This window comes from Butyrivibrio sp. X503 (assembly GCF_003625475.1).
Classification (GTDB): domain Bacteria; phylum Bacillota; class Clostridia; order Lachnospirales; family Lachnospiraceae; genus Butyrivibrio.
Window position 1 is genome coordinate 22,338 of the sequence record NZ_RAIQ01000001.1, and the last position, 13,502, is coordinate 35,839.

Here is a 13,502-nt window from a genome sequence, read left to right on the forward strand (position 1 = left end):
AAAAATGTCCCTCCCTTACTTTTTCCTGTTAGCCAGCTGAATTTTTCTCATACCCTTGATCAGCTGAGTGAGCTGACGTCTTGCAGGGCAGATATAACTGCAGCATCCGCATTCACAGCATTCCATTCCGTACATATCAAGGAATGCCTTTTCGTTGTTGTGTTCAACGGCATCGGCAAGGTTCTTGGGGATAAGTCTCTCCGGACATACCTCCACACATCTTGCACAGTTGATACATGCGCTCGGTTCAAGGGCAGAAACCTCGTCCTTGGTAAGGCATGTAAGAGCTGACGCCGTCTTGGTTGTGGGAACATCAAGGTCAAAGAGTATCAACGTTATCAACGATACATCCCGCATCGGCAGGGAGCATCGAAGAGTTGATCTCTCTTCCCGTAACCGCATAAATAAGCATACGCTCAGCGCCCTCAGGATATTTGGTCTTGACGGGCTTAACGCTTATCTTCTCTTCATCTTTAGTTAATTCCTGGAATTTCGCGATCGCGTCGGGTTTATTGTCCTCTATCGCAAGAATACCTCTGGCTTTGGGGAAAATACTGACAGCAATCTTAAGACCTTCCAAAAGAAGCTCCGGCTCCTCTATCATACGTCTGTAGTCAGATGTAAGATAAGGCTCACACTCCGAGCAATTGGCTATAACATAGTCAATCTTGTCCGGTTCCTTCGGAGAAAACTTAACCGCAGTAGGGAATCCTGCTCCTCCCATTCCTACTACGCCGGCCTCTCTGACCGCTGCAATCTTGTCCTCCGCTGTCATCTCCTCGTATGGTTTGAGTGGCTTAAACTCCACCTCTTCATACTTCTCATCGTTCTCTACGATGATGCTCTCGCACATAGCGCCGGTAGCCAGCCTGCGCTTCTCAATAGCCTTAACCGTACCTGATACGGTTGAGTAAATCGGTGCCGAAACAAAACCGCCGGCTTCCGCAATCTTTTGTCCTGTAAGAACGTGATCCCCAACAGCGACAATTGCCTTGGCCGGTGCACCGATGTGCTGAGACAACGGATAAACCAAGTCACCTTTTGGTAGCACTGATTTAATGGGCTTATCCTTAGAAAGTTCCTTGCCTTCATAAGGATGGATGCCGCCCTTAAAAGTACCTCTTGCCATTTCCTACCCTTCTTTCATATTTTAGATGTGTACCCGAAAAGAATAATCGGGTGAAAAATTTAACAATATAATTATACTATATTTTCACGGTAAAATGCTGAGAAATCGAAAAAAAGTTTAAGAGGAAATGTGATACAATATGGTAGTAGGCGATTTCGGAAAGTGAGATTTTTTATCATGATCAAGACAAACGAAGCATTGACCTTTAGTGAAGACCACATAGTACATTCTCTTCCGAAGATACTCGGATGTTCCAATCAAGATATCCTTTTTATCGATATAGAGACAACAGGACTATCACTTCGAAGCTCCGATCTGTATCTTATCGGATTGTCTTTTTATAAGGACGGAAAATGGCAGATAACTCAGTTCTTTGCTGAGGATATCAATCAGGAAAAAGAGATCCTGGAAGCCTTTTTGGATTTTTCAAAAGGCTTTACGAAAATCCTGCACTACAACGGTGACAGATTTGATCTTCCTTATATAAAAATCAAGCTCGAAAAGTACAATCTTCCCGATGCCTTTGAAAGTATGGATTCAATCGATATATACAAAAAGATCGGTCCGTACAAAAGACAGCTCGGGCTCATGGACTGTAAGCAAAAAACAATCGAGCTCTATCTTGGCATCAACAGAGAAGATAAATACGACGGCGGAAAACTGATCCCCATCTATAAAAACTACGAACAGAGCAAAAATCCCGAAGCGCTTAAGCTTCTTCTTTTGCACAACTTTGAAGACGTAAAGGGCATGTTCGGAATCCTTCCGATGCTCCAATACAGTACGTTCTTCGCGATGTTCAAAAATCTCCCCAAGGTATCGGTAAGAACGGATGACGATATCGATGACGAGAAATACTGTTCCGACTGGGTTTCCAAGCTCCCCGTCAAGGCCGTCAAGGTTCAGGCCAATCAATATGACGACATGGACGGCAATTCAAGAAAAGAAATCTTCATGAAGCTAAGCATGGCTATGGCGCTTCCGTGTGCGCTTACCGGCAACTACGAAGGCTTTTATCTAAAGACAAACGGAAGTGAAGCGACTCTGAGACTTCCTCTATACGAGGATGAGCTTAAGTACTTCTATTCCAACTACAAAGATTATTTCTATCTTCCAAAAGAAGATATGGCAATACATAAGTCTATCGCTTCATTCGTAGACAAGGCGTATCGCGAGAAGGCAAAGCCCGAGACCTGCTATACCAAAAAGGAAGGTCAGTTCCTTAAGGAATGGGATCTCGTGTTTGCTCCTTTCTTCAAAAAAGACTACGAAGATAAAAACTTCTACTTCGATCTAAACGAAAATATGAAAAAGAGCCGTTTCGCAATGAGCTTGTATGCCTCTCACGTTATGGCCAAGATACTTGAAATATGATTACATAAAAAAAGATTGAGCGGACTGAGTGCCACTTAATTTCAAACAGAACAGCGGCCCGGGGGAATATGCCACCCGAGCCGCTGCTCTGTTTAGATGTAGAGTTAGGAGAAAACTATTAGGCTTTAGGCTTCTCGTAATAGAAGGAGTTTTTACGAACGAAGCCTATTTCTTTATAATTGATTATCTGCTCCGTGCTTCCGATAAAGAGGATTCCGCCGGGAGCAAGTGAATCATAGTATTTTCTGAATATCTCGTCCTTGGCTTCCTCTGTAAAATATATAAGCACGTTTCTGCAGACGATAAGGTGAAGATCCTTTGGATAAGGATCGCGAAGGAGATCTGATTGTTTAAAGGTAACCCTTGATTTGATCTCATCCGACACCTTCATCTTACCGTCTTCCGTCTCGGTAAAATACTTTTTCTTAAAGTCCTCCGGGACTCCTGCAACTTCTTTTTTATCGTAAATAGCCGCTTTTGCTTTCGCAAGAACAACGGCGTCAAGATCCGTAGCAAGTATGCTCACCTGATTAAGCGGCATATGCTTTGAAAGCAACATAACTATCGTGTACGGCTCATCACCCGTTGAACATGCAGCGCTCCATATCTTAAGGTTCTTTCCGAATTTACCCATGAGCTCCGGAACCATCTCTTTATCCATAAGGTTCCACTGATCCACATTTCTGAAAAACTCGGAGACATTGATGGTAAGGTACGAAACAAAAGCATCGAGTGCTTCTCTGTCTTTTTTGATAAGCTCTGCAAATCCGTCATATCCTTTGACGTCATACTTTCCGATCAGTGTATCGATCCTTCTCTTCATCTGCTTTTCTTTGTAAGCATTAAGATCAATCTTTGTCAGATCATAAACCGCTTTCTTAAACCACTCATAATCGTATGCCATAGATGCCACCCCTCCTGATCGGTCTGTACTTTTTAGAATCTAATACCATTTTATAATATAGTGAAATGTATGTAAAATTAAATAATTATAAACGGCATCTCATATATATTTATTAGAATACAATAACCTTTATTGCAGAAAACATGCTTAGTCGTCTTCCGGCATCAGTTCATCCCCATACGTATATACTTCATCGGAGATTCCGAGCTTCTTACGATATTTCTCTTTAATGTCCCCTATCTCTTCTTCGGTACAAAGCTTCTTTCCCGGATCAATAAACACTTCAACGGCTTTTTCATAGGCTTCGTCTAAATCTGTTGAATTCTCATCACGTTGCTTATCAGGATTAATGTACTCAATATTTATAGTTACGTACTCTTTATCATCATAAAAAGTATATGAATTGATGAACATTCTAATGTCATCTCCGCCAATCCTAACCCCATTAATATTTATCTCTTCATCCGGCCTCTCATGATATGTTTCGTATCCATATGAATCCCACTCATACCACAAATGATACTTTCCTTCAGCATCAAGATATCCGTTAAATCCTCCGTGAGTCATAGCCCCGCCCGAGCCTGATACATATATCATTCCGGAATATGTTATGACTGCGGATTGTCTGGCCCAAAAGTCCTGAATATAGCATATCTTCAGCTTTCCGCTAAAATTCTTTACTATCAGACTTAAGCCATATCCATGTGGATCTTCTTCATCATAAAAATCCACCAATAGTTCATAGCTTCCATCCAGCCCAAGATCAATATATCTCTCACTTAAGTACTCCGCATCGTACGGTATTTTGGTACGATCAATGTCTATCATTCTTTCAATTTCAGGCAATTTGTAGCTTTTTTGCCCGAAGGATAAACCAAACTGTTCGCAGTATTCACTGCAGTCCTCTGAACATTCTGCCTCTATTTCCCCACTGATAAATCCCAAATACAGCTTTTCAGACTCTTCATCAAGTGTGATCTCCGATCTATCTCTGCCGTCGATATAGTCCCTCCATATATCATACTGCGAAGGTTCTTCTGTTGAAAGCGCATTTCCCGAATTAACCGCTTCATCTATGGAGTCCGCTTCCGACGCTTGTTCCGTGGCTACAGTTATTCCTTCTGTGCTTTCCGATGATCCCGCGGCTACGCTTTCGATCTTAGACACAGATGTACTGCTACCACAAGCGACAAGGCATAAACACAGCCCCAGTATCGGTAATAATCTCACTCTTTTCATTGTTTACTTCTCCTTTTTAATAAGCGTTTTTATATTTTTCAAGATGCAGCATTCAGTGCTCTGTACATATCAAGTCGTTTTTTTGCGTTTATCAGGACTGCGCAGCAGATTAGATCAAAGATGCATACCACAATCCAGTTATAAGAAACCATTCCCTTTAGAACACTCTTTTGCCAAAAGATCTTGCTATAGAAATTTATCGTGTAGTTAAAGCCCATGATCACTATGGTGTTGCGTCCAAAGAACTTAAGGACCGCGCTTTTCCTAATCACGTTCTTAAACAAAAGAAGTACGAACACCGACATTGAAATGCTCCCCAAAATAAACAATGCCGGATACTTACCGAACTCTCTTAAATTGATGTCAACCTTGCCGTTAGCAAGTGTGCAAAGCACGAATACAGTCACAAGAGATAGCATAAAAGTCGCAAAACAGAATGTCCTCTTTAAATGACCAAGTAGCATAACCTCGTCCGTCTTACTTGAACTTTCATAAGAATACATATCGGAAAACAATCTATCAAAAATAAATCTTAGATAAAATCCCACAAGCATAAAGCCCGCACCGATAAGCGATAATCCCATGTGCCATGGAAGGATCGGACTCTTTATCATATTAAGAGCTATATTAACTGCCCAAAAGCCTGCAAACATAGCGACTTTAAGCGCCCTGTTCTTTATCTTAAAAACAGCCCATACCACTATCGTACTTAAAAAGATGCAAGGCAAAAACCACAGCGGTACGCTCGTGCCCATTCTCGCTTTCGTACTGTAGGAATAAAGCGCCCACAAAATGCTTCTTGCGCCTTCCTGCGTAAACTCATCAAAGCTGTAGCCCGAAACAAGATCATAGATAAGCTCAAGTCCTATATTTATTCCGCACAGAATAAAATAAGGTATCAGGTAAGCCTTGAATTTACTTACAACAAGCTCTTTAAAACCTTTTTCTTCCCATTTGCTTCTGTTATAAAGAAGTCCCGACAGTATAAAGAAAAACGGCATGTGGAAACCATATATAAGCTGCGTTAAAAGCTTCGGGGCGCCCGAATGTCCTATAAGCATTAGGATTATTACGGTGCCCCTCGCAATATCAATATATTCAGTTCGCGTTCTAGTAAGTTGTTTCATAGCATTATAATACGGGCAGCAAAAAGATTTGCTGCCCGTGCAAAAATTCTACTGTTCTAAATTATTAGTTCTCTTCGTTCTGCTCAGCGATAACCTTGTCGATATCTACTGATACAACATCGCCCTCTTCCTCAGCTGCTTCGTCTTCCTTCTCGGGAGCGAACATAGCCTTGATTGAAAGGCTGATCTTCTTCTCATCCTCGTTGAAATCAACGATCTTAGCTTCTACTTCCTGACCTACCTTAAGTACATCTGAAGGCTTCTCAACATGCTCTTTAGCAATCTGAGAAACATGAAGAAGTGCATCGATTCCTGCCTCAAGCTCGATGAAAGCACCGAAGTCAGTCATTCTTGCAACTTTACCCTTAACTACGTTGCCTACTGCGTATTTCTCAGTAGCATCCTTCCAAGGGTTCTCGTCGTCAAACTTTCTTGAAAGAGCGATCTTGCTTCCGTCAATGCTCTTAACAAGAACCTTGACTGTATCGCCGATCTTAAATACTTTCTTAGGGCTCTCAACGCGTCCCCAGCTCATCTCTGAGATATGAAGGAGACCGTCTGCTCCACCGAGATCGATGAATGCACCGAAATCAGTAACGTTCTTAACTACGCCGTCAACGACATCGCCAACCTTGATAGTATCGAACAACTTCTTAGCCTGCTCTGCCTTCTCAGCTGTAACAAGCATTCTTCTGTTACCGATATATCTGCGTCTCTTAGGATTGTACTCAGTTACAACGAACTGAATCTCCTGATCCTGATACTTGGAAAGATCTTTCTCATAGCTGTCTGAAACAAGACTTGCGGGGATGAAGATTCTGACTTCATCAACCACTACAGTAAGACCACCCTCGAGAACCTGAACAACCTTGGCTGTAAGAACTTCCTTGTTGTTGAATGCTTCTTCGATTCTCTTGTTTCCTCTGTCGATTGCGAGTCTCTTGTATGAAAGAATAACCTGTCCGTCTGCATCGTTGGTCTTAAGGACCTTAACGTCCATTGTGTCGCCAACCTTTACTGCAGTTGTAAGGTCAATGCTGTTATCGTTGCTATATTCGTTCTTGGTCAAGATACCATCGGACTTGTAACCAATGTTAAGGATTATCTCGTCAGGCTTAACGTCAATAACAGTTCCCTCAACAACCTCCCCTGTATGAATTGTTTTGAAAGATGCGTTAAGCAACTGTTCAAAAGTTTCTTCTGACATAATTCTGAACCTCCTCAATAATGTTCTTTGGGGTTGATGCCCCGGCGGTAATCCCCACTAGCTTAACCGCTTTAGTTATATCTAAATGCAAGTCATCCAGTGTCTGAATAAAATATGTATCGGAACACTTCTTGCTGCATATTTCGTACAGTTTCCTGGAGTTAGAACTGTGCGCGCCACCAATAACTATCATTACATCGGCTCTGGAAGCAATTTCTTCGGCCTCTGTCTGGCGTACCTCAGTAGCGTTGCATATAGTATTCACAATATTAATATTGTAACCGTTATTCCTAAAGATTTCAACGGTTTCTTGAAATTTATTCTTGTTAAATGTAGTCTGGGACACTATTGTGTAATCTTTGGTCTTGTCTCCTTCAAAGTTTACGGCACTTTCAGGGGAGTCGACCACGTAAACTTCGCCTTTTGAATAGCTTACTATTCCCTCGACCTCCGGATGATTGGCAGAACCTATTACAATTATGCTCTTTCCCTTCTCGCTCTCCTCTTCCACGATCTTGTGAATACGCTTAACAAAAGGACAGGTGGCATCCATTATCTCAAGCCCGGTTTCCGCAAGCTTTTCATAGGTCTCCTTAGTCACGCCGTGGGAACGGATGATGATCGTCCCTTCCGTCACACCTTTAAGCTCATCGACAGACTCTATGACCTTAACACCCTTTTTTTCAAGGTCGGAAACAACAGTCTCGTTGTGAATAATGGGACCGTAAGTAAAGATATTTTTTCCGGATTTATTATTTATCTGATCGTATACGGTCTCAACCGCCTTGGTAACTCCAAAGCAAAAGCCCGCATGCTCGGCAACTATAACTTCCATAATCATCTCCTACCGCTCATATAGCGGCAATGTATCATCCCTTGTAAAGAGTAATGATCTTATCAACCACCTCATCGATCGTCATATCCGATGAATCTACCAAGACCGCATCGTCTGCCTGTTTAAGAGGTGAAATGTCTCTGTGCATATCTCTGTAATCTCTCTCGATGATCTCTTTTTCGATCACATCGATATCACACTCAATTCCTTTTTCTGTAAGTTCTTTAAATCTTCTGTCCGCCCTTACCTTAGAGCTTGCGGTAAGATAAACCTTGCACTCGGCATTCGGAAGAACGACGGTTCCGATGTCTCTTCCGTCCATGACAACATCCGTAGTCTCCGCAAGCTTCTGCTGAAGCTCAACAAGCTTTTCCCTAACGTATCCGATGACGCTGATCGCCGAAGCCATGTTTCCGACTTCCTGGGTTCTTATAAGCCCGTTTACGTTTTCACCGTTAAGAAATACCATCTGCTCACCGTTCTCATGCTTGATGGTAATGTCTGCAACTTTACATTTCTCAACGATCTTTTCGGTCTCGTCCGCTCCGATTCCCTCTTTTATCATAAAAAGAGCCATCGCACGGTACATTGCTCCCGTGTCCACATATATAAATCCAAGGTTCTTTGCCACGCGCCTTGCTATTGTACTTTTTCCCGCTCCCGCAGGTCCGTCGATCGCAATCTGTTTACTCATTTCTTTTAACTCCTAAAATCATATTTCTCCGGCAGATGTTCCGGCAAGATGTCCCGTTGACCATGCAACCTGTAAGTTAAAACCGCCGGTCTCAGTATCAACGTCAATCACTTCTCCTGCAAAGAAAAGCCCTTTGACAAGCTTGGACTCCATCGTGGACGGATTGATCTCTTTTACGTCCACACCGCCTCTTGTGATGATAGCCTCGTTAAAGCTCCTCGTTCCGATAACGGTTATGGGAAGATTCTTGATAAGCCTTACAAAGCCAAGTCTCTCCTCTTTGGTGATATCGTGAACCGGTCTCTCCGGATCTATCCCGGATAAGCGTATCATAACAGGAACAAGTTTTGAAGGGAAAAGAGATCCGATAACATTTTTAAACTGTTTGTTCAGTCCCTCATCAAAGTCCCTGAGTACTCTCGTATCAAGCTGCTTCTCGGAAAGTGCGGGCTTAAGATCAAGTAAAAGTTCCGCCTTCATGTCTTTTTCATAGTGGCAGCTTGCGGTAAGAACAAGCGGTCCGCTTACTCCGAAGTGTGTAAAAAGCATCTCTCCAAAGCCCTCATACACAGGCTTTTTCTTCTTGGCATTCTTGTTATTATCTTCAGTGCCGCCTTTTTTGCCTTCATCTTTTCTGGATAAAAAGAGCTTTAGTCCGACATTCTTAAGTGACAGTCCCTGCAGCTCTCTGCACCAGTCTTCCTTTGTTTCGAAAGGAACAAGCGAGGGTCTCGGCTCTTTTACCGAGTGACCTGCCGACTTGGCAAAATCGTATCCGTCACCGGTCGAACCCGTCGAAGGATATGAAACTCCTCCCGTGCAAACAATAACGCTGTCGAATTCTTCTCGCATTATCGGAGCATCGCCCTTTTTGGAAGAACCCGCTTTGTCCGCATAGGTTATGGCACTTACGCTTCCTCCGCTTGTCTCGACAGAAAGGACCTCGGTATCAAACAAAACCTTTACTCCCGCCTTTTTTACGGCGTTAAAAAGAGTTCTTATGATATCCGAAGAATGGTCGGAAACGGGGAATACCCTGTCGCCTCTTTCTATCTTCAGTTTGCAGCCGTTACTTTCAAAAAAGTCCATAACGGCGGTATTGTCATAGTCATAAAAAGCACTGTAAAGAAATCTCGGATTTCTTTTTACGTGCTCAAAAAAATCCGTCTGATCACAGGCGTTTGTCACATTGCAGCGGCCCTTTCCCGTGATGTAGATCTTCTTTCCGGGCTTTTCGTTTTTCTCAAAAATAGTGACGCTCACGCTGCTATTCGCAGCAGCAAGCGCCGCCATCATCCCGGCTGCACCGCAGCCGATAATTGCAATTCTTTTCATCAATTGTTCTTCTTTCTGAGCGGTTCAAGCATCATTGGATCGTCGGATGCAAAATCAATCTCGTCATTGAGGTACACCTGATAGTTATTCCAAGTCTCCTCAAGCATCTTAAGATCCGCCTTGACCTCATTGGGCTTTCTCATACAAAGTGCGACCACAAGCGCATTTATAACACTAAGAGGCGCAACAAGTGAATCAACGATAGAAGCCATCTCGCTCTTTGCAAGGAGATTGCAGGACGAATACAGATTCATCGGAGAATGCACTGAATCCGTGATGGTGATCACCTTGGCATTTCTGTCATTGGCAAACTCCATGCACTTTAAAGTCCTCATGGAATACCTCGGAAAGCTTATTCCGATGATCGCATCTCTGTCGCTTATTCTAAGCATCTGCTCAAACATCTCGGTAACGGAAGTTGTCTTTATGAGAACATTGTTGCCTCTTATCATGTTGAGATAAAAATGCAAGAAGTCCGCAAGCGGCTCGCAGCTTCTGATTCCGACGATATACAAGGTCTTCGCCTTTAAAATAATATCAACTGCTGTTTTAAATGCCGCTACATCTATACTGTTTATCGTATCTTCGAGATTGGATATATCAGAGCGCAGAATTGTAGAAAGAATCTCTCCTTCGTTGCTCTTACCAAACTTGCGGCCCACCTTCTCAACAGAACCGAATTTGTCCGTAACCCATACCGAAAGTGCCTTCTGAAAAGCAGGATATCCTTCGTATCCAAGGCTCATGGCAAATCTCACAACGGTAGATTCGCTCATTCCAACGATCTTACCGAGCTCCGCAGCCGTCATAAAAACAGCCTGCTCATAGTGATCGCATATGTATGTGGCAATGTTCTTTTTGCCCTTACTCATCCTTGAATAGCATTCATTTATTCTGGTTATTACATCAACATCGCTCTCGAATTTCATAGACTGAACGCCCTGTATGCTGATTCAAGCATGGAAACTGAAGTTTCGGAATCAAGATCATAATCCCCTGTGACTGCCATACAGCCTGCACCGTGGATAAAGATCCACATCTGCATAAAGAGCTGCTGTGCATTGGCAACTCCCTTGGCCTTAGCCTTATTGATCTCTTTAACGACATTCTCCGAAGAACCGTTTACAAGATCATACATAGTCTTGCTCTCGGGTCCCTGCTCGGAAATGAAAAGAAGTCTGAAAAGATGAGGATACTTCTGTGCAAAACCAATGTAAGCAAGGCCAAGGTCAACAAAAGGAACCTCATGGCTCTTGTCGCACTCATTGTAGTAATCCTCGTAGTAAGCTGCTGCCTTATCGTAAACGTCCTTTTTAAGCGCATCCATATTCTCGTAAATACGGAAAATAGGCTGTGTCGAACATCCGGCTGCCGCCGCAAGCTTTCTCGACGTTATCTGCTCAAAGCCTTCCTTTCTTGTAATCTTAAATGCCGCATTCACGATCTCTTTCTGCGTAATCGTAGCTTTTCTGGACATACAAACCCTCCCAACAATAATTAGCTTTTTTATAAAAGCATGCGTTATTATTTTACAAAATCAAAGGTACACTGTCAACGGATTTTCATGCATAAAGAAAGCCGCTCAAAGCGAGAGATTTCCTTCTGTTCCGTAGAAATCAACAACTTTCGTTTCTCCGCTTTTAAGCGCTATTGTGACAGGTCCGTAGCCGCCGCATTTTTGAGTATCCGTATATGTGATCCGCTCAATCGGGAATATGTCCTCATCACTGAAGTCTTCAAGACTTTCCTTGGTTATAACCTGAGATATCAAAAAATACTTCTCATAACCGTACTGCTTTTCTCTCTTGGTCTTAGCGCATAGAACTATTGATTTTTCGCTGTCGGGATTGGTCCCGGTACTGTTTATGATCTCGATCTCATCCCATCCGTCAAATATCGTAAAGCAAAGCTGCTTTTCTTTACCGATATGATCATGTCCTTTAAGGATCACCGCCTTGAAATCACCTTGAGCTTTTGTTATCACCTCAGTTCCGTTATCCGGAAAACCAAATGCACCAAGCGTTATGGTAATAGGATTTCTGTACATACGTATATTATCTGCTCGCATGATTCCGTAAGGAACCGCAAAGTCAGCAAGATTCATGGCTGTGTTCCAGTGAGTTTCAGTGTTTAATTCATAATCAAAGAACTGTCTCCTGTACAAAACACCGTCTTTTTCTCCGTGCCAGAAGGTCGCATTCGCCTTGAGCATCCGAACATTTTTATCCTCAATCTCACATGTTTTTTTATCGATATATCCAATAACATACTGCTGCGATTCGACGTCTCTTCTTACCGCACTCTCCCACGGAAACTTAGAATTATAGACAAGCTTGGAATAATTCCACATACCGTGCTCATCCGTTTTTTCTTTTACCACCTTGCCCGTTCGTAGCTCAGTTATGCCATTTGCTTCATGATTGGCAAAAGAAAGAGCGGGGCCGTTAAGCGTAGTCACCTTGGTCTCATTCTTATTAAGCTTATCCCATGTTCCGTTATTTTCTTTTTCAGTCCAGAATGGATGGTCCTTTGGAAGATGCAGGCACAGAAAGGCCTTTCCGAGCCACAACGGCGACTCGGCGCATGAATAGCTCTGCACAAGGGGCGTAAACGGGCCGTAGAAGCCAAGCGTCGGAACGCCGTTTATAAGAAAGTCGTCTCTTTTAATAAATTGCAAAAGAGATCCCGAACAGATCCTTCTTGCAAGTCCCGGATCCGCCTTGGAATTTCTCATCATAAGATTGCCGTCAAAAGCACTTGTTGCGGCGTTTCTGTAAATGCCGCTCCTGCCCCACATATTGGTAAAGCCGTCCCTGTCAAAAAAGTCGGGATAAGTCTCCATCAGCTTATTGGAGTTTTCCTCAAATTTCTCTGCGATAAAAGGCTCTTTTTCATAGCCGTACCAATTGTTCCAAAAGGCCGTGTACATGTTAAAAGCCCAGCATGAATAATAGTCAAAAGACTGCCCGTCTCTGTACCAACCGTCCCCGACATAATAGTTCAAGATATTCTGAGCGTGATCTCGCATGATGTCTTCATCAATCTCATAGCCGTTCATGTATAAAAACGCAAGATCAAGCATGTTAAAAAGACGCCAGTTCTGCGGAACGGTATAGCTGTGAGCATAGTCTGAAAGAAATGCCGCGATCCTGTCTTTTTCTTCCTGTGTATAGGTATCCCAGATCTCTTTTTTACAGATAAAAAGACAGATCACTAAAGCCGCGGTCTCGACCGTCTGCTGGTATATCGCATACTCGTCGCCGTTTTCTTTTTTCATGTCGGAATAGTTGTAGACGTAATTGTCATTTCCCGGCGTAACGGCACGTAAAACCTGATCCCTGTAATAATCTCTTATGTTTATCCCGTTAAGAGAAAGCGTGGGCTCTTCGCAGATAAGCGGCGCTGCGATAAAAAAAGATCTGGTCAGCCCCTCGAAGATTTCCGCCTTAAATCTCCACATAGGCGCATCTTTTGAAGGATACGTAACGACAGTCTCGTAGCGCGGCATGACCACAGGCTTATCCGCGCTCTCTATATTTCCGAATATCCCCCCGAGAAGATATTTGGCGGCCTCTATCCAGCTCTTTCTCGTAAGTCCCGTATACGGGCTCAGTTCATAATCCGTAAACTCCGGTTCAAATACCATAAGTATCCTCCG

Annotated in this window: 11 protein-coding genes and 1 pseudogene; 1 reads left to right on the top strand and 11 read right to left on the bottom strand. The window is 43.0% G+C overall.

Annotation, left to right across the window (positions count from 1 at the left end):
• Nucleotides 1-15: 15 nt before the first annotated feature.
• Nucleotides 16-1,129: pseudogene (locus tag D6853_RS00125) on the bottom strand (RnfABCDGE type electron transport complex subunit C).
• 177 nt (nucleotides 1,130-1,306) lie between these two features.
• On the opposite strand from D6853_RS00125, the gene D6853_RS00130 reads away from it, so the two are divergent.
• Nucleotides 1,307-2,503 carry a ribonuclease H-like domain-containing protein gene (locus D6853_RS00130; protein ID WP_120656268.1) on the top strand — a complete coding sequence of 399 codons (1,197 nt, stop codon included), beginning with the start codon at nucleotides 1,307-1,309 and terminating at the stop codon, nucleotides 2,501-2,503.
• A gap of 118 nt (nucleotides 2,504-2,621) precedes the next feature.
• On the opposite strand, the gene D6853_RS00135 is transcribed toward D6853_RS00130, so the two are convergent.
• The 10 genes from D6853_RS00135 to D6853_RS00180 form a co-directional block, all read right to left on the bottom strand.
• A complete protein-coding gene (locus D6853_RS00135) occupies nucleotides 2,622-3,407 on the bottom strand; it encodes a CheR family methyltransferase (RefSeq protein ID WP_120655801.1) in 786 nt (261 codons plus the stop codon).
• Between the two features lie 147 nt (nucleotides 3,408-3,554).
• Nucleotides 3,555-4,646: a hypothetical protein gene (locus D6853_RS00140; protein ID WP_147367676.1), complete on the bottom strand. Its 1,092-nt coding sequence runs from the start codon at nucleotides 4,644-4,646 to the stop codon at nucleotides 3,555-3,557.
• 38 nt (nucleotides 4,647-4,684) lie between these two features.
• Entirely contained in the window at nucleotides 4,685-5,773 is a 1,089-nt protein-coding gene (locus D6853_RS00145) for an acyltransferase family protein (protein WP_120655803.1), read from the bottom strand.
• 64 nt (nucleotides 5,774-5,837) lie between these two features.
• On the bottom strand, nucleotides 5,838-6,980 hold the full coding sequence (gene rpsA / locus D6853_RS00150; RefSeq protein ID WP_092245910.1) for a 30S ribosomal protein S1: 1,143 nt from the start codon (nucleotides 6,978-6,980) through the stop codon (nucleotides 5,838-5,840).
• On the bottom strand, nucleotides 6,961-7,815 hold the full coding sequence (gene ispH, locus D6853_RS00155; protein ID WP_092245913.1) for a 4-hydroxy-3-methylbut-2-enyl diphosphate reductase: 855 nt from the start codon (nucleotides 7,813-7,815) through the stop codon (nucleotides 6,961-6,963). The genes rpsA and ispH overlap by 20 nt, the downstream gene beginning before the upstream one ends.
• Before the next feature lie 34 nt (nucleotides 7,816-7,849).
• Entirely contained in the window at nucleotides 7,850-8,509 is a 660-nt protein-coding gene (gene cmk / locus D6853_RS00160; RefSeq protein ID WP_120655804.1) for a (d)CMP kinase, read from the bottom strand.
• A gap of 18 nt (nucleotides 8,510-8,527) precedes the next feature.
• Nucleotides 8,528-9,844 carry an NAD(P)/FAD-dependent oxidoreductase gene (locus D6853_RS00165; protein ID WP_120655805.1) on the bottom strand — a complete coding sequence of 439 codons (1,317 nt, stop codon included), beginning with the start codon at nucleotides 9,842-9,844 and terminating at the stop codon, nucleotides 8,528-8,530.
• Entirely contained in the window at nucleotides 9,844-10,773 is a 930-nt protein-coding gene (locus tag D6853_RS00170; RefSeq protein WP_120655806.1) for a MurR/RpiR family transcriptional regulator, read from the bottom strand. Before D6853_RS00170 ends, D6853_RS00165 begins: the two co-directional genes overlap by 1 nt.
• Entirely contained in the window at nucleotides 10,770-11,321 is a 552-nt protein-coding gene (locus D6853_RS00175) for a TetR/AcrR family transcriptional regulator (protein WP_120655807.1), read from the bottom strand. The genes D6853_RS00170 and D6853_RS00175 overlap by 4 nt, the downstream gene beginning before the upstream one ends.
• A 105-nt stretch (nucleotides 11,322-11,426) precedes the next feature.
• Nucleotides 11,427-13,490: a DUF2264 domain-containing protein gene (locus tag D6853_RS00180; RefSeq protein WP_120655808.1), complete on the bottom strand. Its 2,064-nt coding sequence runs from the start codon at nucleotides 13,488-13,490 to the stop codon at nucleotides 11,427-11,429.
• Nucleotides 13,491-13,502 lie beyond the last annotated feature (12 nt).